This is a genomic window from Microvirga sp. 2YAF29 (assembly GCF_052114605.1).
In the GTDB taxonomy this organism is placed as follows: domain Bacteria; phylum Pseudomonadota; class Alphaproteobacteria; order Rhizobiales; family Beijerinckiaceae; genus Microvirga.
Map to the genome: position 1 here is coordinate 177621 of NZ_JBFRFB010000008.1, position 20000 is coordinate 197620.

General features: G+C 62.2%; 13 protein-coding genes. 3 read left to right on the plus strand and 10 right to left on the minus strand.

Translation table 11 applies throughout. From position 1 onward, the window contains the following. Positions 1-143 precede the first annotated feature (143 nt). On the plus strand, positions 144-5927 hold the full coding sequence (locus AB4Y85_RS12910; RefSeq protein ID WP_441985304.1) for a cadherin domain-containing protein: 5784 nt from the start codon (positions 144-146) through the stop codon (positions 5925-5927). A gap of 132 nt (positions 5928-6059) precedes the next feature. Here AB4Y85_RS12910 and AB4Y85_RS12915 read toward each other — a convergent pair whose 3' ends face one another. From AB4Y85_RS12915 to bglX, 5 genes are all read right to left on the minus strand, one after another. Further along, positions 6060-6428: a response regulator gene (locus AB4Y85_RS12915; protein WP_441985305.1), complete on the minus strand. Its 369-nt coding sequence runs from the start codon at positions 6426-6428 to the stop codon at positions 6060-6062. A gap of 255 nt (positions 6429-6683) precedes the next feature. Then, positions 6684-7172, minus strand: a complete 489-nt coding sequence (locus AB4Y85_RS12920; protein ID WP_441985306.1) for an opioid growth factor receptor-related protein — start codon at positions 7170-7172, stop codon at positions 6684-6686. 15 nt (positions 7173-7187) lie between these two features. After that, positions 7188-8030 (minus strand): DUF1206 domain-containing protein, encoded by an 843-nt coding sequence (locus tag AB4Y85_RS12925; protein ID WP_441985307.1) that lies wholly within the window; start codon positions 8028-8030, stop codon positions 7188-7190. A gap of 97 nt (positions 8031-8127) precedes the next feature. Continuing rightward, positions 8128-8868: a YoaK family protein gene (locus tag AB4Y85_RS12930; RefSeq protein ID WP_441985308.1), complete on the minus strand. Its 741-nt coding sequence runs from the start codon at positions 8866-8868 to the stop codon at positions 8128-8130. A gap of 140 nt (positions 8869-9008) precedes the next feature. Beyond that, complete coding sequence (gene bglX / locus AB4Y85_RS12935; protein ID WP_441985309.1) at positions 9009-11252, minus strand: beta-glucosidase BglX; 2244 nt, start codon at positions 11250-11252, stop codon at positions 9009-9011. A gap of 140 nt (positions 11253-11392) precedes the next feature. On the opposite strand from bglX, the gene AB4Y85_RS12940 reads away from it, so the two are divergent. Beyond that, positions 11393-12883: a response regulator gene (locus AB4Y85_RS12940; protein WP_441985310.1), complete on the plus strand. Its 1491-nt coding sequence runs from the start codon at positions 11393-11395 to the stop codon at positions 12881-12883. On the opposite strand, the gene AB4Y85_RS12945 is transcribed toward AB4Y85_RS12940, so the two are convergent. Then, a complete protein-coding gene (locus AB4Y85_RS12945; protein ID WP_441985311.1) occupies positions 12878-13579 on the minus strand; it encodes a gamma-glutamyl-gamma-aminobutyrate hydrolase family protein in 702 nt (233 codons plus the stop codon). The genes AB4Y85_RS12940 and AB4Y85_RS12945 overlap by 6 nt on opposite strands. Further along, positions 13576-14553, minus strand: a complete 978-nt coding sequence (locus tag AB4Y85_RS12950) for an amidoligase family protein (protein ID WP_441985312.1) — start codon at positions 14551-14553, stop codon at positions 13576-13578. The genes AB4Y85_RS12945 and AB4Y85_RS12950 overlap by 4 nt, the downstream gene beginning before the upstream one ends. Positions 14554-14692: 139 nt before the next feature. On the opposite strand from AB4Y85_RS12950, the gene AB4Y85_RS12955 reads away from it, so the two are divergent. Then, a complete protein-coding gene (locus AB4Y85_RS12955; RefSeq protein WP_441985313.1) occupies positions 14693-16114 on the plus strand; it encodes an MATE family efflux transporter in 1422 nt (473 codons plus the stop codon). On the opposite strand, the gene ispH is transcribed toward AB4Y85_RS12955, so the two are convergent. Genes ispH through AB4Y85_RS12970 form a run of 3 tightly spaced genes read right to left on the minus strand, consistent with a single transcriptional unit; the run spans position 16093 to position 19996 of the window. Then, the gene (gene ispH / locus AB4Y85_RS12960) at positions 16093-17061 is read right to left on the minus strand and encodes a 4-hydroxy-3-methylbut-2-enyl diphosphate reductase (RefSeq protein ID WP_441985314.1); all 969 of its coding nucleotides are present in this window, start codon (positions 17059-17061) and stop codon (positions 16093-16095) included. The genes AB4Y85_RS12955 and ispH overlap by 22 nt on opposite strands. Beyond that, positions 17058-18344 (minus strand): hydroxysqualene dehydroxylase, encoded by a 1287-nt coding sequence (locus AB4Y85_RS12965; protein WP_441985315.1) that lies wholly within the window; start codon positions 18342-18344, stop codon positions 17058-17060. Before AB4Y85_RS12965 ends, ispH begins: the two co-directional genes overlap by 4 nt. Further along, positions 18341-19996 carry a squalene/phytoene synthase family protein gene (locus AB4Y85_RS12970; RefSeq protein ID WP_441985316.1) on the minus strand — a complete coding sequence of 552 codons (1656 nt, stop codon included), beginning with the start codon at positions 19994-19996 and terminating at the stop codon, positions 18341-18343. Before AB4Y85_RS12970 ends, AB4Y85_RS12965 begins: the two co-directional genes overlap by 4 nt. Positions 19997-20000 lie beyond the last annotated feature (4 nt).

Genomic DNA, 20000 nt, shown 5'->3' on the forward strand with positions numbered 1-20000 from the left:
CCAGAAAACCACATTCACGTCCATCGCCGCGTGGTGGCTAGCGGCAGGGCTTTGGCACGTAATTTCGGGACGCGACCCGTCCCAATCGCAACACAAAACATGACTTGGCCTCGCCACTGCGGCGAGCTTCGGGGGACCTCAAATTGGCTACTTCAGTAACCATCAATCCGATTTCCGGCGACGGCTATCTCAACGCGACTGAGGCTGGTCAGTCGCTGACGATCACGGGAACCTATACGGGTTCCTTCAGCTCGGGTGCTGACCGGATCTATGTAACGATCGGCGGTCAGGAATATTCTACTCTTTCCGGCGGCGGGATCACCGCGAGCGGTGGTACTTGGACCCTGACCATCCCGGCCAACCGAGTCGCAAATCTTGCAAGCCAAACGGTGGAAGTCGAGCTGCAGAGAAATGGCGGTTTCCCGTTTGGATGGTATGTTGCCGATAGAGAAACAAAGGCGCTGACGGTCGACAAGGTTGCGCCGACCATCACGACGATTGACACGCATTCCGTTGCCGAAGGTCAGACGGTGATCGGTGACCTGACTGTGTCCGGAAACTCGACGCCGGCCACGCTTTCCGGCCCAGACGCCAGCAAGTTCAAGATCGAAAACGGCAAGCTCGTCTTCGTGCAGGCCCAGAACTACGAAGGCGGCCAAACGACATTCTCGGTGACCGTAGAGGCCAGGGACGTTGCGGGCAACGTCACCAAGAAGGACCTGACGGTCAACTTGACGAACGTTACGCCGGTAATCACATCCAGTGCTACCTGGACGCTCCCTGAGAACGAGACCGGCGTCTCTGTCGCAACGCTGGTGGCCCAGGATCCTGGCACACCCGCTTCGAGCCTGACCTTCAGCGTCACGGGCGGCGCCGATGCTGCGCTGTTCAAGGTTGAGGGCGACAAGCTCGTCTACAAGGGCGTTCCGCTCGATTTTGAGAAGCCGGGACAGCAGAAGACCTTCACTGTTCAGGTGACGGCATCCGACGGTGTCGGCAACAGCGCGCCCCAGACGATCACGATCAACCTGCAGGACGTGAACGACAACGCACCTGTCATCGACATGAGCGCTTCGTACGACGTGGCTGAGAATCAGCTCGTCGTCGCAACGCTCTCCGCCAAGGATGCGGACACGGTCGGCGATAAGACCTTCTCGGTGGTCGGCGGTGCCGACGGAGACCTGTTCACGGTCGATCCGAATGGCCGGCTTGTCTTCAAGCAGGCTCCCGATTTCGAAGGCGGCAAGACCAGTTTCGAAGTCGAAGTGAAGGTGTTCGACGGCGTCTACAGCACCACGAAGACCATCACGGTCAATGTAACGGACGTCAACGACGCTCCGGCGGCAATCTCGCTGTCTGCCAGCACGGTGGTGGAAAACGAGGACGGCGCCATCATCGGCAATCTGTCCACCACGGACCAGGATGCCGGCGACACCTTCACCTACACAGTCAACGATCAGCGCTTCGAAGTGGTCAACGGCCAGCTCAAGCTGAAGGCTGGTCAGTGGATCAACTACGAGACCGAATCGAAGGTGACTGTCCAGGTCACTTCGACCGACAAGGGCGGCGCCCACACGACGGAAACCTTCACGATCGACGTGACGGATGTGAATGACGTTGCCCCTGAGATCACATCCGGCGCGACCTGGACGCTGCTCGAAGGGCAGAACGATGTCGAGCTCGCCACCCTGACGGCAACTGACCTCGACACGCTCAGCTCGGCCCTGACCTACAAGATCACGGGCGGCGCCGATAAGGATCTGTTCAAGATCGAGAACGGCAAGCTCGTCTATGTGGGCGGCGCGCTCGACTACGACCTCGAAGGCCAGAACAAGGCCCTCAAGGTCGAAGTGACGGCTTATGACGACGTCAACAACGAGAGCGCTCCGCAGGTCATCACGGTCAACCTGCAGGACGTGAACGACACCGCTCCGGAGATCACCTCCGGCGGCACGGGCGCGCTGCCCGAGAACCAGAACAACTATGTTGTGGCGACCCTGACGAGCCACGACAAGGACACGACCGGCGAGACCATCACCTACAAGATCGCGGGCGGTGCCGATGCTGGCCTGTTCAAGATCGAAGGCGACAAGCTCGTCTATACGGGTGGCCCGCTCGACTTCGAGTATGTCAACCAGAAGAAGAGCTTCAACGTCACGGTGACGGCTTCCGACGGCGTCAACACCAGTGCCGCTCAGGCGATCACGATCAGCCTGAAGGACGTGAACGACAACGCGCCCACCATCGACATGAACGACTCGTACGATGCGGCCGAGAACCAGACCATCGTAACGACGCTGATCGCGAAGGACGACGATACAGCCGATGCCGGCATCAAGACCTTCCAGGTCAGCGGCGGTACGGACGGCCATCTGTTCACGGTCGACGAGAACGGCCAGCTCGTCTTCAAGGAGGTTCCCAACTTCGAAGGTGGCCAGACCAGCTTCTCGGTCGAGGTGCAGCTCACGGACGGCATTTATGTCGTCAAGAAGACCATCACGGTCAACCTGACGGACGTCAACGACGCTCCGACGGCGATCTCCCTGTCCGCCCATGCGGTGGATGAGAACGCGGAGGGCGCAGTCATCGGCAACCTGTCCACGACGGATCAGGATGTCCAGGACACCTTCACCTACTCGGTGGACGACGAGCGCTTCGAAGTGGTCAACGGCCAGCTCAAGCTGAAAGCGGGCGTCAGCCTCGACTATGAGGACGCGTCCTCCGTCGATGTGACCGTAACCTCGGAGGATTTCGGCGGTCTCACCACGACGAAGACGTTCACGATCAACGTGGCCGACAAGAATGATGCTCCGACAGAGATTACCCTGTCAGCCGCTAATGTGGATGAGAACGAAGCTGGCGCGGTGATCGGCACCCTGTCCACCACGGACCAGGACGCCGACGAGACCTTCACCTACACGGTGAACGACAACCGCTTCGAAGTGGTCAACGGCCAGCTCAAGCTGAAAGCGGGCGTCAGCCTCGACTTCGAGGCTGCGTCCTCCATCGACGTGACTGTGACCTCGGAGGATTTCGGCGGTCTCACCACGACGAAGACGTTCACGATCAACGTGGCCGACAAGAACGACGCTCCGACGGAGATTACCCTGTCCGCAGCCACGGTGGCCGAGAACGCGGCCGGTGCAGAAATCGGCACCCTGTCCACCACGGACCAGGACGCCGATGAGACCTTCGCCTATGCGGTGGATGATCAGCGCTTCGTGGTCGTGGATGGCAAGCTCAAGCTGAAAGACGGCGTGAGCCTCGACTTCGAGGACAAGTCCTCGATTGACGTGATCGTAACCTCGACGGACTCCAAGGGCGCGTTCACGGCGGAGACTTTCACCATTGAAGTCACCGACAAGAACGATGCTCCGACGGCTGTCTCTCTGAGCTCCCACGCGGTCAATGAGAACGCGGCTGGAGCGATCATCGGGACCCTGTCCACCACGGATCAGGATGCCGAGGATTCCTTCACCTACACGGTGAACGACAACCGCTTCGAAGTGGTCAACGGCCAGCTCAAGCTCAAGGCAGGCATCCACCTGGATACGGAGAAGGAATCTGCTGTCAATCTGACGGTGACTTCGAAGGACGCGGGTGGCCTGACGACAGCCGAGACGTTCACCATCGATGTCCTGGACCAGAACGACAACGCTCCGGTGCTCAAGACGACCGAGGTGAACCTCAACGAGAACGTCAACGGCTTCGGGGGAGGCGCTCTCATCGCCGACCTGCAGGCTGACGATCCGGATACGGTGGGTGGACCGATCACGTTCACGCTCCTCAACGGCGCGGACTCCGATCTGTTCACTGTCGAAAACGGCAAGCTCTACTACGTGGGAGCCCCGATCGACTACGAGAAGGCTGACCGCACGGACTTCTCGGTCAAGGTCTCGGTGACGGATGGCACATACACCACCTCGTCAACCATCAAGATCACCCTGAAGGACGTGAACGACAACGCTCCGCTCTTCGAGACGAAGGCTTCGTACGACGTCAACGAGAACCAGAGCTTCGTCGCCGATCTGGCCGCTGCCGTGAACGACCAGGGCATGGACCCGGACGACATCTACACCTTCCAGGTGAAGGGCAAGGACGCAGCTCTGTTCGACGTCGTCGACGGCAAGCTGGTCTTCAAGGCGGCTCCGGATTACGAAGCCGGCAAGACCAGCTTCGAGGTCGAGGTCGAGGTTTGGGACGGCAAGTACACCGTCTCGAAGCAGATCACGATCAACCTGAAGGACGTGAACGAGGCCCCGACGGCTATCGGCCTGAACAAGGAGCTTGCCGCTCTTACGACGGCTGAAAACGGCGCGGCCATGAAGGTGACCGACATCACCGTCACGGATGACGCTCTCGGCACCAACACGTTGTCGCTGGTGGGTGACGACGCGGACATGTTCGAAATCCGCGGAACCGAGCTGTGGTTCAAGGGCAACGCTGACTACGAAGCCCAGCGGTCCTACTCGGTCGCCGTTCAGGTCACGGATGAAGACGACAATGCCATCACGTCGGATGTCATCACGGTCGACGTGACGGACGAGAACGACACTGCTCCTGAAGTGTCCGTGAAGGTGTACGATCTCGATGAGAACGCCACCAACGCCGTCGTCGCGGACTTGTCCTCGCTCGACCCGGACACGGTCGGTCTCAACCCGGCGCAATTCTCCATCTCCGGGGAACTCGCTGGCATCTTCGAGATCAACGAGGACAACCAGCTCGTCTACGTCGGTATCCCGCTCGACTTCGAAAAACTCGACGAGAAGGAGGGCGAACTCCAGGTTACGGCGTTCGACGGCGTCAACACCACGACAACGACGATCAAGATCCGTATCCGGGACGTGAACGAGGCTCCGACGGCAATCGCTCTGTCCGCCAGCACAGTGGCTGAGAATGCAGCCGGTGCGGTGATCGGCAACCTGACCACCACGGATCAGGACGAAGGCGACAGCTTCACCTACACGGTGAGCGACAGCCGCTTCGAGGTGGTCAATGGCCAGCTCAAGCTGAAGGCAGGCGTGAGCCTGGACTTCGAGGCTGCGTCGAAGATCAACGTGACCGTGACCGCGAAGGATGCCGGTGACCTGACCACGGAGGAGACGTTCACGATCAACGTTACGGACGTGAACGACACTCCTTCCAAGGTTCTCGTCAGTGGCGGCAGCGTCCTTGAGAATTCCGCAAAGGGTACTGTCGTAGGTACGCTTTCGGCCCTGGATCAGGATGCGGGCGACACGTTCCGGTTCGATCTTCTCAGCAATGCCGACGGTCGCTTCACTCTCGACGGCAACAGGATCCTCGTGGCCGACTCGCTCAAGCTCGATTATGAGCAGGCCACGAGCCATCAGGTTATCGTTCGGGTGACCGACAAGGCTGGAGCCATCCACGATGAAGTGCTGACGCTCGGCGTGGGCGATGTCCTGGTCGAGAACGTTGCGGGTTCTGCATCCGCCGATCGTATCTACGGCGGCGCCGGCAACGACCGCATCTCCAGCGGCAACGGCAACGACTTCATCGATGCCGGCGCCGGTCGGGACAAGATCGATGGCGGCAGAGGAAACGACCGCATCATCGGCGGTGCCGGGCAGGACACGATGACGGGTGGCGCTGGCCGCGACGTGTTCGTCTTCAACGAAAAGGACACGGGAACCACTCGGGGCAGGGCCGATTACATCACCGACTTCTCCGGAAGCGCGGGTGACAGGCTCGACCTGAGGGCGATCGATGCCAACACGACCAGGAAGGGCAACCAGAACTTCAGCTTCATCGGCAACGATGATTTCACCAAGGCTGGTCAGGTTCGTTATGAGAAGGCAGGCAACTACACGTATGTCTACTTCAACACCGATAACGACAAGGCCGCTGAAGGCGTGATCAAGCTCAAGGGCGCGCTCGACCTGCAGAAGAGCTGGTTCGTTCTCTAAATCCAAAAACCAGAACCTCGCCGTGGCACGATCACGGCGGGGACCGAACTAAAAATCAAAGGCCCCTGCAGCGCTCGCGGCAGGGGCCTTTTTCATGGTCGAGACATCTGGATTTCGTGGTTCGTGCCGAAATCAGGATGGACTGGTCAAAGTCTCCCCCAGAGCATCCTTCAGGGCTTCGGCAGAGAAAGGTTTCGGGAGCGTCCGACTTCCCTCGAACCGTTGAGGAAGCGGCCGGAAGTCGTCTCCGACAGAGAAGAAGAACGGGATGCCGCGGAAGCGCAGAACGTCCGCAACCGGATAGATGACCGATCCGTCGACATTGATGACGAGGATGGCGACGTCGATCTCCGATTGCAGTGCCAGCGTCAAAGCATGGTCGAGCCGGGCTGCGGGGCCGACCACTTGGCAGCCTAATTCGCGAACCAAGTCTTCGATGCTCGAAGAGAGCATGGGCTCATCTTCGATAACCAGAATACGGCAGACTTTATCATTATTCATTGATGCCTCCTGGCAATATCAACGCTTGCGAATTTTATATTGGTATAGACGACAAAACAGACGGTGCAGCCTTCAGGTCAGGCCTCGCCACATTCCGCGAGATTACGTCGAGATCATGCACGAGAGCAATCGGCCGCCAAACGTTACAAAGTTCAATACTGCCGAGATTGACTCAAGGCCCTTCGCCAATAGCTGGTCACGAGGCAGAAGCAAGAGCCGTTTGCGCGTCTCAAAAGAAAACAGGCGCCTTGCCGGTCAGTATTCCACCGCCTGCTGCCAGTACTGAAGGCTTCGATTGTTGACCGGTGCTCCGGCAGCCTGATGCCGCGCGAGAATGGTTTCGTGAAAACCACGCGCCGCTTTCGGGGATACGAGCATTCTGAGGCTTTGGATAATGCGGGTGATCCGCAGGTGGTTGTGGTCGTAGCCCGTCAGCCAGTCATCCGTCTCGCGATAAAACCGTGTCATTCGATCCATCGCTTGGAGCAAAGTGGACTGGGCTCGGGTATCGGATGAGATCGAAACGATCTCGGAGGCTGTGAGGATCGGTGCGCTCGGTTGGGCCGCGCTGCGGGCCGGCAGGGGAAACAGCCACTGAATATAGTCGTGAATGTCCTCCAGCTGACGGTTAGAGAAGCGCAGAACGTCCTGAGCGGATCGTCCTCGGCCATCCAGACCTGTCCCTGAAAGATAGGCATGCAGAGGGCCGGTGGTCTCATCGTGGGAAGAGTCCGGGCCTGTCATCGGGCTTCAGCCGCCTCAGAAGGGCTTTGCCCGGGCCATCGTGGCTTTGGCGTCTTCAATGTCCGGAGCATCGATGTGCCGGTAACGGGCTTGGACAAGCCCGAACAGCCCGAACGCGAATAATCCGATGGCGGTGAGAGCAAGAAAAATCCAGCCATAGGGTTGCTGCTGAAGGGTCTTGAGCGCCCCACCGAGCCCATGGACCTGGGACGAGGAGCTATGGATCGCGGCCAAGATGAGAAAGCCGCCGATCAACAGGAACACGACACCACGGGCCGCAAACCCCATTCGTCCCAGGGTGATGATCCAATGCCGCTTGTCGGAGGGCACGCTAAGCCGCTCGGCCACGTTGCCGCGCCATGCTTTCCAGCCGAAGCCGAGCCCAGTCCCCGCAATGGCAAGCCCCACGAGGCCGACGAGCCACCGGCCGAACGGCTGGCTCAGCAGCCATGCGGTCCATCCTTGGGCGGCCTGATCCTCGCCGCCGCTGGATCCCTGGCCGAGCACGAGGCCGATGGCAGAGATGGCAAGGCCCGCATAAATGGCGCCGCTGATGAGATGAGCCCCTCTGATCGCCCAACCTTTCATGTCCGATCCGCGACGGTCGGCATCGGTCAGCGCCTCCAGAAATCGCCAGGCGCAGAAGCCGAACAGGCCGATGGCGATCAGAACGAGCCAGAATTGACCGAAAGGCTGTGCGAGAAGTGTCTGAAGCGCGCTGCGGCTGCCGCCTGTCTGCCCGCCCGAACCGATGGCTGCAAGGAGCGCAAGGGCGCCGACAAGTCCGTAAACCACGCCGCGTGCGCCATAGCCTAAGCGAGCCAGGGTTTCGACGGGATTACGGGTGATGTTGGACATGGACGACGGCTCCGCTGTGTCACGGATGAACCGTCAAGCCAGGCGGAGGTTCCTTATACCCGGAAAAGCAGCACGGTGGCGCTCCAGACAACCGGCTTCAATGACTTCGTATGTTGCGAGGACGAGCGAAGACATCCTCGGCGAGCGGGGGCACGCACAAAAGCAGAAGCAGGCATGCGAAAGGCAGGCAGAACAGAAAGCCTACACGGCCGAAGCCAACGGCGCCCGTCACACCGCCTGCGAAAAAGGATGCGAGCAGAAGAATGAGAAGCATCATCTTCTCCCTATCCGCCGCAACTTTCTCGGCGATATGGCGGCTCCGGTTCCAGTACACCATCTTGCCGAGTTCGATGCCGATATCGGTCACGATTCCGGTGACATGGGTAGTGCGCATGCGCGCTCCGGAGATTTTCGTGATCGTCGCGTTTTGAAGGCCCATGATGAAACACAGGAGCGGCACAGCGCCCGCGCCGAAGCCGGGCAAGGGATAGGCAAGCCAACCCAGGATGCCGAAAGCCGCCAGCAGCGCTGCCTCCAGCATCAACGGTAGCGCATAGCGGCTTCCGAGATGATGACGCCGTCCCCAGTTGATCAGGATGGCGGAGCACGCCGCTCCGAGCACGAAGGGAAGAAATCCCGCAAGACCGAGAAGCACGAGACCAACGCCGCCAAGGGCAAGATTGTCCGCCATTGAGGAAAGAATGCCGGACATGTGCGACGTGTATTGGCCAACTGCCAGGAAACCGCCCGCATTGATGGCGCCTGCAATGAAGGTGAGCGCCATCCCGAGTAAGGTATCCGCCGCACCGCTGCGCTCCGCCGCTGCGATAGCTTTCATCGACCCCGCCGCACGGGCAATCATACCGTGCGGCGCGTCGGGTGTGCGGGGTTGATCCATTGCATCAGCTTACCGGGCCGGCCCGCACGTGGAAAGGGCACTGATCGAAGCATCTTGTTCGAGCAGCGCCACCTGACGGCCTATTGCACGATGTTGGTCGCGCCGGATGCGCGCCGCTCATCGGGAGGAATGCGGATCGTATTCATGATCTCAGCCTCGCCGACCTGTTCCGCAAGCGAGTTGCCGCCGACGAACACTTGGATCGCGCCGGCCTCGACAGCGTAGCTGCCATCCTCCGCATGAAAGCCCAGCGACTCCACTGGCACTTTCAGGGTCACGTGCTTGGTCTCGCCCGCATTCAGGCTGACCTTCTCGAAAGCCTTCAGCTCACGCAAGGGGCGGCTGCGGCTTGCGACCGGATCGCGGGTGTAGAGCTGCACCACTTCCTGACCGGGGCGTGCGCCCTTGTTGGCGACGGTAACGGAGACTTCCAGCATCTGCCCGGCATCCAGTCGCTTGCTCGCGACCGCCGCGTCGGAATAGGCGAATTGCGTGTAGCTGAGCCCCCAGCCGAACGGATAGAGCGGGGTGATGGCCTCGTCGATATAGCTCAGCGTGAAGCGGTTGTTCGGGATGGTCGGGCGGCTGCTCGGCAGGCGGTTGTAGTAGAGTGGCAGCTGACCCGTGGCGCGTGGCCATGAGACCGGCAGCTTGCCGCTCGGATTGTAGTCGCCGAACAGCACGTCGGCCAAAGCGGTGCCGCCCTCCGTGCCGGGATACCAGGCCATGAGGATCGACGGAATCCGGTCAGCGATGGCGCCCAGCACCTGTGGGCGTCCGCCCATGACCACGAGAGCGATCGGCTTGCCGGTATCGGCGAGCGCCTGCAAAATTTCCGTCTGCTTGCCGCTGAGTTCAAGATGGGCGCGCGATGCGGCCTCGCCAGAAAATTCCTGAGCCTCGCCGAAGACGGCAACGATCAGATCGGCCTGCTTCGCGGCCTCGATGGCGGCGGGCAGCTGCTCCGTCGAGCGGCAGAACAGGTCGCAGGCCGGCGCATGCTGCACGGCTATGCCGGCTTTCTGCGCACGCTGGCGGATGCCCTGGAGGAACGAAACGCCGTCCGATGTATGCCCACGGGCTGCGTGCGGCCCCATCTGGTCATGCGGTGCGTCGGCAAGAGGGCCGATGACCGCAATCGAGCGGGTGCCCGGCTTCACGGGAAGCACATCGCCCCGGTTCTGCAGCAGCACGAGGGTCTCGCGTGCGACCTCGCGCGCAACCTTGCGCGACTCCGCCGACGGGAAGACCGCATCCGTGCGCGAAGAATCGATGGCAGGCTGGTCGAACAGACCGAGGCGGAACTTCGTGCGCAGGATGCGTCGGACCGATTCATCGAGCACGCTCTCCGGCACGCGGCCCGCCCGCACTTCGTCCGGCAGATGGTTGATGTAGAGCTGGCCCATCATGTCCATGTCGACGCCGGCGAGGATCGCCTTACGCGCGGCCTCCGCACCGTCGGCGGCGACGCCGTGATTGATCAATTCGCCAATGCCGACCCAGTCCGATGTGACGAAGCCGTCGAAGCCCCATTGCTTGCGCAGCACATCCGTCAAAAGCCACGCATTCGCCGTGGAGGGTTCGCCATTATTGGCGTTGAAGGCCGCCATGAGGCTCGCGGTTCCGGCCTCTACCGCGGCGCGGAACGGCGGCAGGTAGGTGTCGTACATTTCCGCGCGCGGAATGTAGGTGGTGTCGTAGTCGCGGCCGCCCTGCGGCGCGCCGTAGCCCGCGAAATGCTTGGCGGCGGCGGCAAGCCCGCCCTTGCGGAAGCCCTCGACACGGGCTGCGGTGAGCACGGAGCCGAGATAGGGATCCTCTCCGAAGCCTTCGACGATGCGGCCCCAGCGGCTGTCGCGGGAGAGGTCCGCCATGGGCGCGAAGGTCCAGTTCACGCCTACATAGGATGCCTCCTTGGCGGCCCATTCGGAGGCGAGAAACGAGACGCGCGGGCTGAAGGCTGCGGCTTCACCTAACGGAAGAGGGAACTGAGTGCGGAAGCCGTGCAGCACATCCAGGCCGAAGAGCAACGGAATCTTGAGGCGCGACTGACGCACGAGTTCCTGGGCCCGGGCGACGTCGGGGGCGCTATTGAAGTTCAACACCGCGCCCGCCTTCCCTTCGGAAATGTCCTCCCAGCGCAGCGGCGGGCCATGGGAGACAAGATTCAGCTGTCCAACCTTTTCTTCCAGGGTCATCTGAGAGAGCAGGTCGTTCACCCGGCGCTCCATGGATTCCTGTGCGCTGGCGCACGTGACGGACAGGGCAGAGATACCTAGAAAGAGGGAGGTTAGCCCCAAGCCCAGGACATAAGAAAGCCGCACATTCGTCTCCTTATCGCGCACGAAAACTTTATAACGAGAGGCTCTCGCTTGCCGTTTGCTCATGCTACACAAGATAGCGTTCGAAGTGGCGGCTTGCGGGCCATAGGTCAATTCATTTGTTGGAAAAGCACGAGCATACGGTGCCCCCGATTTTGAGGCTGTCCTTTGCGGTCCTGTCCTTTGCGCTGATCTTCTCAGGCTTCGCGCTGGCGTTTGCCGCCTATACGCGAAACCCCGAGATGATGGCGGGCGCCGTCGCGTTCTTCCTTCTGGTGGCCGCCGGCGCGCCCTTGCTGGTGGGACGGCAGGTGAGGGCACACCTTCAGGACAAAGAGCAGGTGGAAGAGGATTTCTCCGTCTTCGAGGATGTGACGGAGCGTCAGGTCGAGGAGCCTGTCGCCGCTTTTCCCATAGCCGAAGAAGTGCCGCCCACTGAGGATGATGAAGAGTTGCGCCGCCTCCAGAAGGCCCAGGCCGTGGACCGCCTGCGCGACGGCATCACACATGATCTCAACAACAAGCTCATGGTGATCAGTGCCAATATCGATGCCGTTGCCCGGCAGATGAAGGATCAGCCCTCCGTCCAGCGCAAGCTTCTGTCCGCGCTCGTGGCTTCCGATCAGGCTGCCAAGCTCATTGCCAAGTCGGCTGCCTTCTCGCGTCAGAGCGAGCCGAAGGTGCAGTATCTCGATATCTCGGAACGGGTGAATTCCGTGGCGGCCCTCATGGGCCGCTCGCTTCTGCGCGATACGGTGGAACTGCGTCTGTCCCTCGAGGACGACCTCTGGCCCGTCGAGGCGGATCCCGACGATATCGAGACGGCCATCGTGACTTTGAGCGCCCATGTGCGCGATGCCCTGACTCAGGGCGGCACGATCTCCCTCGAAGCCCAGAATGTCCATGTACCGCGCGGCACCTTGCCGAACCTCGCCATCGAGGGTGAGTTCGTGCAGCTGACGATCCGCAGCACGGCGTCCGACGCTTCCGATTCCGATGATGATCTGGAGCCCATCTTCACGTTGCAGGACATCGATGTCTCGTCCTGGCTTCGCCTGAACCGCAGTCTCCATTTCCTGCAGGGCATCGGCGGTGCCTCGAAGGTTTATCGCAGTGGCATGGAAATGGGCATCACCCTTTACCTGCCGCGCGCTCACACCACGACCCTTCTGCCCTTTGGAACGCCGGGTGAGGACGAAAGTCCCAGCGAGGATGTGCGCAAGAATGCCGAGATCCTCATCGTCGATGACGAGATCGAAGTTGCGCTGGCCCTTCAATCCACGCTCGAGGAATTCGGCTATGTGACCAGCATCGCCACCGATGCGGCGCAGGCCATGAAGAACCTGAGCGCGCGCAAGCCCGGTGTCGTGCTGACCGATATCGCCATGCCGGGCACGATGAACGGCGTCATGCTGGCCCGCGAAGTCCGGCAGATCTACGTGGATCTTCCTGTTCTTCTGATCACCGGGAATCCTGTCGCCGCCGATGAAATCAGCGAGTTTCCGCTGTTGCAGAAGCCCATCATCAGCCGCGATCTGCACGCCGCGATCCAGCGCCATCTGGCGCCGCCGGACAAGAACAAGGTCATCCCGCTCTTTCCCCGCGCCGCGAAACGCGTAAGCGGATCGTCATAAGGCCAGCGCGGCTGTCGGCAGCGGTGCCTCGGCCTCGCGCGCGGCGAGCGCCAGGGCTGCGAACAGGCGCTGGTGAGGGCGCTTCCACACTAAAAGCTCCGGATGCCACTGCACACCGAGCAGGAATGGCATCCGGTCGTTCTCGATGGCCTGCACGATTCCGCTTTCGTCGCGGGCTGCAATCCTCAAGCCTTCGCCGAGGCGGTCGACGGATTGATGATGCAGGGCGTTCACCAAACATGGGTTGCAGCGCAGGATTCGGTCGAGCCTGGAATCGCGCTCAATGGTCACCCGCTTGCGCGGCAGGACCGTGCGCATCTTCGGTGCCTGTACATAGACTTCGTGGATGTCCGTGTGCAGCGTGCCGCCAAGGGCCACATTGATCATCTGTGAGCCACGGCAGATGCCGAGGATCGGGAGCTTCGCCGGCAGGGCGGCTTTGAGCAGGCCAAGCTCCATCTTGTCGCGCTCGGGATCGATGCGAACGTCGGGAAGCACCTTGCCGCCATAAATCTCCGCGCCGATATCGTCACCCCCGCCGATCACGAGACCCTGCAAGGGAGCTTTGGGCAGAGGCTCTCCTGGCACCAGACGCACGGCGCGCGCGCCGACACGGGCAAGCGCGAGGCTATGCATGAGATAACTGCGCCAGCCGCCGCGGCGGGATGTGGTAACGCCGATCAGGGGACGTGTCATGCGCGCACCACCTGTTCCACCACATTGGCCCAGCTTTTGTCCTCGCCCTTGAAGTCGAGATAGGCGGCGCCTGCGGCATCGAGCTTCTCCCGGTCCGCCGCGAGGCGCTCGACGCAGGCCCAGCGGTTCCAGTCCGGCGCAATGCTCCAGCCGGGATCGCTTACCCGCGCATCGGGCAGGCGGTAGTGAAAGGTCGGGCGACCGTTGATCTTCTCATTCGGCAACACCTTCCGCACGCGCGCAGCATCGAAATGGTGGAGAAGCGGCAGAAGATCGAGGTCGCGGTTGCGGGTGGGATTCGCGCTTAGATAATCGTCGATGAAACGGGGGATGTCCGGCCAGTAATCGGCGGCTGCGATCTTGCGGACGTAATCTGTCGGGAACGGATCGGCAAAACCAAGGAGGTCCCGTGTGCGGTCGGGGGACACTTCCCGCCGAAGCCAGGGATTGAGAAGCACGAAGCTCTTCATGAAGGCCGTGAGCGTCTCGGCATCCTGGCGCGGGATCTCCGGATTGAAATGGAGACCGAAGGCATAGAACGGCGCATCCTGGGTGCCCTTCGCGCCGACTTTACGAAGGATGTCGAGGATTCTGTCGAGTTCCTGAAGCCGGTCGATGGGCGTGGGCGCGGTGACCAGCTCGCAGGGAACGAGATAGCGCGCCACAAAGCCGAACAGGGCCGCGATCTTCGGCAAGACACCACGCGACCCACCGGCGCCCTTGCCGGGATGAAGGATACGGCTGTCTAACTCCACGCTGAGGTCGCCGATGGCCGATTCCTTCAGGACGAAGGCATGCGGGTCCACCTCGATCAGCCTGCCCCCAAGGGCTTCCTGCAGGGCCTGGACCGCCTGCTCGGCAGAGGGGCCCACGAATTCGATCTCTACGCCGACCGTCCGCAGCGCGCCGTGTTCGTTGTGCAGCAACGGCGGCAGGACAAAATCGATCGAGGTGGAAAGCGCAGGATGCGCCATGGGAGACTCCAAGCGTGGCACGGCAAGGTGACCCGGGATGAACGGATGCGCCGTGGCTGGGTTCCTTCTGAGACTTTTTCCTCAATATTGGGGTCCCGATGTGGCTTTTCGGGCCTCATTTAGGTAAAAGCGCGCCGTTATGAGCGCAAAAAACGAAAATCTCGAGCGCGCGGCCTGGATATCGGAGCTGCGCGCCACCCTTGCCTTGGGCTGGCCCCTGGTTCTCACTAATGTGGCACAGAACGCCTTGATGACGTCCGATGTCATCCTCATGGGATGGCTCGGGTCCGGCGCGCTGGCCGCCGGAGCGCTCGGCACGAATCTCTATTTCGCATTCCTGATCTTCGGCATCGGCCTCGTGAACGCCACCTCGCCGCTCATCGCCGAGGAACTGGGGCGCAAGCGCCATTCCGTGCGCGAGGTGCGCCGCACGGTGCGTCAGGGCTTCTGGGCCGCGATCACGGTTGCCATCCCGATCTGGATCATCTCCTGGAATGGGGAGTTCCTGCTCCTCGCCATGGGGCAGGAGCCGGCGCTCGCCAAGGATGCGGGCGATTACATGCGCGCCTTGCAATGGAGCCTGCTGCCCTTCCTGCTCTATCTGGTGCTGCGCTCGTTCCTGGCGGCGCTGGAGCGTCCCGGCTGGCCGCTCCTCATCGGCATCGTGGCCGTGCCGGTGAATCTGGGTGCCGCTTATTGCTTCATGTTCGGCAAGTTCGGCATGCCTCACCTCGGCCTGATCGGCGCGGGCGTCGGCACGGTAATTTCCAGCGTCTTCATGTTCCTGGCGCTCGCCCTGGTCATCAGCCTCGACCGGAAGCTGCGTCGTTACTTCCTTTTCGGCCGATTCTGGCGGTCCGACTGGCCGCGCTACAAGACCCTCTGGAAGATCGGTGCCCCCATCGGCCTGACGCTTGCTTTCGAGGTGACGATCTTCAATGCCGCCGCCCTGCTCATGGGGCTGATCGGCCCGAGCGAGCTTGCGGCTCACGCCATTGCCCTGCAGATCGCATCCTTCTGCTTCATGGTGCCCTTCGGCCTCAGCCAGGCCGCGACGGTGCGGGTTGGTCTCGCTTATGGCGCGAAGGATGCGCCGGGCGTCACCCGCGCGGGCTGGACGGCCTTTGCTCTCGCGGTGAGCTTCATGGTGGTTACGGCATCCCTCATGTGGTTCGCGCCGCATCTGCTGCTCAGCGCGTTCCTTGATCTGTCCGATCCGAAGAACCTGCCGGTGATCGGGTTTGCCGTGTCCTTCCTGGTGATGGCCGCCATCTTCCAGCTGGCCGATGCGGCGCAGGCCGTGGGGGCGGGCATGCTGCGCGGATTGCAGGATACCCGCGTGCCCATGGTCTATGCCGCTTTCGGCTATTGGGGCGTCGGCCTGCCGCTCGGTGTGATCCTCGCCTTCGGCACCAGCCTGCGCGGCATCGGTATCTGGATCGGTCTCGCCACCGGGCTTGCCGTCGTGGCATCCTTGATGCTGTGGCGCTGGCTGCGGCGCGACAGGCTCGGCCTCGTCACCGCCGTGCCGCGCGACGTTCAGGAAGCATTCGCCAGCTGAGAGATCAGCCGTGAGAGATCCACGGGGGCAAACTGCGTTCCCTCGTGGGTCACGCGCACTTCCTCCACCGTGATCCTGCGCCATTGCGCGAGAAGGGCGAGCGCTTCCTGCACCAGCTCTTCCGGCGCGGACGCGCCTGCTGTGATGCCGATCACCGCCGCGCCGTCGATGAAGGACAAGGTCAGATCCTTCGGGTCCTGCATCAGGAGGGAAGGGCGGCCTTCGCTTTCCGCCACCTCGCAGAGACGGTTGGTGTTGGAGGAGTTGCGCGCGCCGCACACGATGACCCGCTCCGCACGCTGCGCGATCACGCGAACGGCCATCTGGCGGTTCTGCGTGGCGTAGCAGATCGTCTTTGTGTCGGGACCTTGGATAGTGGGAAACCGCGTTTTGAGAGCCGCGATGATCTCGCGCGTGTCATCGACGGACAGAGTGGTCTGTGTCACGTAGGCGATGCGCTCCGGATCGATCACGGCAATGGCCCGTGCGTCCTCCACGTTCTCGACCACATGAACCTTTCCGTCGATCTGCCCGATGGTACCTTCGACTTCCACATGGCCGCGATGGCCGATAACAATCACTTCGCGACCGCCCTTCGCATGACGCTGTCCTTCGATATGCACACGGCGCACGAGTGGGCAGGTAGCATCGAGCACGGCAAGGCCTCGTCCGGCAGCCTCGCGTTCCACGTTTCGCGGCACCCCATGCGCACTGAAAATCGCCACCGCACCATCGGGAATTTCGGAGATGTCATCCACGAAGACGGCGCCCTGCTGCTTCAACTCTTCGACCACACGGCCATTATGCACGATCTCGTGGCGCACATAGATGGGTTTGTCCGTCTCTCTTAAGGCATCCTCGACGGCGTGAATCGCCCGTTCCACACCGGCGCAGAATCCGCGCGGGGCCGCAAGCAGGACGGTGAGGGGCGGGCGGTCCTGGATCATGCCGCGTTCTCCCGTCTTTGAAGACTCGTGCGCGATACGGTGAGCTTCGCCCCGCGCGCATGACGCAAGGCTGCTACCGCCAGTTCGCCGGAAACGACGGCGCTCTCGATGGTGGCGGGCAGGGAGCCGAGCCAATCACCGGCAAGGGCAAGATTGGCGAGAGGGCGCAGCGGCGGCAGGGGCAACAGGTTCGCTGCCTGCTTGATCGTGGCTCGCTTCTCCTTCACAACCCGCGCCTCAGGCTGCCGGTCGATGGCCGCATCGAGGCCGAGGCTTTGGAGCGTGGGCGCAATCTCGCGCCAGATCGTCTGCGAGAGATCGTCTGCGCTGAGATCGATCACATCATGCGCGGCGGAGACGGTGATACTCACATGGTCGGGTCGCACCAGCATCCACTGCGCCAGCGCGCCGGTAAAACCGATGAAGCGCGGACGGGCAAGACCGGGAATGCGGTAATGCACGTTGAGGATCGGCTCGAAGCCCTGCGGAACCGGCAGCGTCGGCAGAAGCCGCTGGATCTCATAGGGCGGCAGCGCGAGGATCACCCGATCATCGGGCCCCAGCGCCACCGTGCGATCCGTGAGAGCAAGGCCGATGGCACGCTGCCCATTCGTCAAAAGAGTTCTGAGCCGCTGCCCGGCGAGAACGGGGACACCCCGTGCCTGCAAGGTTTCGGTGGCTGGTTGGACCAAGTCTTCGCCCAATCCATTGCGGGCCACCAGCAGGCGGCAGGCCCGGGGCCATAACATTTGCCTCAAGGCAAGGCCGAGCCTGGAGGCCGAGGCCTCGCTCGCGGGTGTGTTGAGAACCGCAACCGTCAACGGACCGATCAGGCTGTCCATGATCGGCCGGTTGCCGATGATGGCGGCGACCGGACAATCCTGAGATGGGAAGGCAAGGCGCGCAATGCGCGAGAGGTCCGAGAACTTCAGGCCGTCGGGACGCCGCGAGGGCAATAGCCACGACCAGGGTGAGAGGCCGATGCGACGGGCGGTGCCGGTTTTCAGATCGTGCAGGGGAAGCCCCTTGGGTTCGGGCTCGATCCATCTGTCCCGTGCGCCCACATCCTTGAGCAGGCTCAGGGCGCGGCGGTTGGCGGTGAACAGCACATGGGTGCCGTTGTCGTGAATGAATCCATCGGCGGGTTGGATCGTGCGGCAGCGCCCACCGGGTTGGGGGGCTGCTTCATACAGAACCGCTTCGCCGCCTTCCGCAGTCACGGCGAGAGCAGCGCTGAGACCGGCGATGCCGGCGCCGACGATATGAGTGCGTCTGATCGTCATGCAGGCCTCATGGCGCGGGTGATCAGGTGGAGTCGGTCGGTTGTGGTGAGCTGAAGCTTGCCCTGCCGCGATCCCCAGCCTCGAGCTTCAAGCCGGTCGAGGATGCGACGGTAGCTCTCCATCATCAGGATCGCGGGTTTCAGCGCCTTCCGGTCGAGATGTCGGAGCGCTTCATCGGCGGATGCGAAGCCCTCGCGCGCCTCCACGGCAAGAGCCTCACATGTACGAGCAAAGCGCGGATCGGCGACGAGGATGGATGCGGGCGCATCCTGGAGGCCGAGTTGCCCAAGTCGCGACAAAGGAACGTAGACCCGCTGGCGCGCGGCATCCTCGTCCACATCGCGCAGGATGTTCACGAGCTGGAGCGTGCGCCCAAGATCGAGCGCGAAGTCTCGCGCCTTCGGTGTGCCGAAGATATGCACGGAGAGCGTACCGACAGATCCCGCCGCACGGCGGCAATAGAGGCGCAGGTCGCCGTCGCTCGCCAATCTCACGCGTTCTGCGCTGTCCGTCTGCATTCCGTCGAGGAGCGCATGGCATTCTTCGAGAGGCAGCTTGAACAGGCTCGTGGCGCGGGCGAGTTCGCGTCCGATGGGCGTTTCGGGCGCGCGGTGCAGGCGGTCGATCTCGCGGCGCCAATCGCGCAAAAACCGGAGCTTTTCCGATGCGGGGGCGGCTCCGTCCGCAATGTCGTCCACGACGCGGCAGAACGCATAGACGGCATGTATGGCGCGGCGGCGCTCCCGGCTCAAGGATTGCATGCCGAGGCGGAAAGACGAGCCGGAGCGCCGGACGGCGGCCGCCGTCACATGCTCGTCGTCCGCAACGGTCGTATGCAGAATTCCGGAGAGGCCCGACAGAAAGGCCTTCACGGCATCGCTCTTGCTCACCTCGACGCGACGAAGTACGGGATCGTCATGCCGCAGGAGACTGCTGAGACGTTGAGCCAGAGCGATGGTCGCGATGCTCTGGGCGCGCAGGCGCTTGTTCTGCACATGCCGAGGCAGGGCCCGCGCTCGATCGATGAGGTCGTCGGTCCGGTCGAGCATGGCATCGAGAACGGCGCGGCGGGCAGGGGCATTCTCGGGATTGAAGAATGCTTCCTCGCCGCCTGCTCTCATTGCCCATTGAATCGGGATGTAGATGCGTCCGAGATTCACCCGGTCCAGGCGACAATCCTGAAGGTGATTGAGAATCTGGAGTGCCGTGCAAAGCGCGTCCGCAGGGGCCTGGGCCGAGGCGCATTCCCCATGAAGCTGCAAAAGAAAACGCCCGGCGGGATTGGCGGAGAAGCGGCAATAATCGGCAAGATCCGTCCAGTCATTATAGCGGCTCTTGATGGCATCCTGCCGGAAGGCGCGCAGCATCTCCCGGGCTTGCGCGATGCCGGCCTTATGCCGCTTGTCGGCGGCGTGAAGGCGCACCGCCTGAGGCACAGATGGATCCCCGGTGACAAGGGCCTCTTCCAGAGCATCGAGCCGCGTCAGCTTTTCCGCAGCGCCGAGATCGCGATCATCCGCAATGTCGTCCGCCATGCGCACGAAGCCATAGAAGGCAAGGACGGCCTCACGATGCGGCCGCGACAGAACGAGCGATGCAACGGGGAAATTTTCATCCCTGGGACGTTTCGTTGCTGTTGCCGGCTCGTTCATCGCT

Bases quoted from the DNA above. Each gene is read 5' to 3' on its own strand.
- AB4Y85_RS12915 (WP_441985305.1), bottom strand. From the start codon at position 6,428: ATGAATAATGATAAAGTCTGCCGTATTCTGGTTATCGAAGATGAGCCC.
- AB4Y85_RS12920 (WP_441985306.1), bottom strand. From the start codon at position 7,172: ATGACAGGCCCGGACTCTTCCCACGATGAGACCACCGGCCCTCTGCAT.
- AB4Y85_RS12925 (WP_441985307.1), bottom strand. From the start codon at position 8,030: ATGTCCAACATCACCCGTAATCCCGTCGAAACCCTGGCTCGCTTAGGC.
- AB4Y85_RS12930 (WP_441985308.1), bottom strand. From the start codon at position 8,868: ATGAAAGCTATCGCAGCGGCGGAGCGCAGCGGTGCGGCGGATACCTTA.
- AB4Y85_RS12945 (WP_441985311.1), bottom strand. From the start codon at position 13,579: ATGACACGTCCCCTGATCGGCGTTACCACATCCCGCCGCGGCGGCTGG.
- AB4Y85_RS12950 (WP_441985312.1), bottom strand. From the start codon at position 14,553: ATGGCGCATCCTGCGCTTTCCACCTCGATCGATTTTGTCCTGCCGCCG.
- AB4Y85_RS12955 (WP_441985313.1), top strand. From the start codon at position 14,693: ATGAGCGCAAAAAACGAAAATCTCGAGCGCGCGGCCTGGATATCGGAG.
- ispH (WP_441985314.1), bottom strand. From the start codon at position 17,061: ATGATCCAGGACCGCCCGCCCCTCACCGTCCTGCTTGCGGCCCCGCGC.
- AB4Y85_RS12965 (WP_441985315.1), bottom strand. From the start codon at position 18,344: ATGACGATCAGACGCACTCATATCGTCGGCGCCGGCATCGCCGGTCTC.
- AB4Y85_RS12970 (WP_441985316.1), bottom strand. From the start codon at position 19,996: ATGAACGAGCCGGCAACAGCAACGAAACGTCCCAGGGATGAAAATTTC.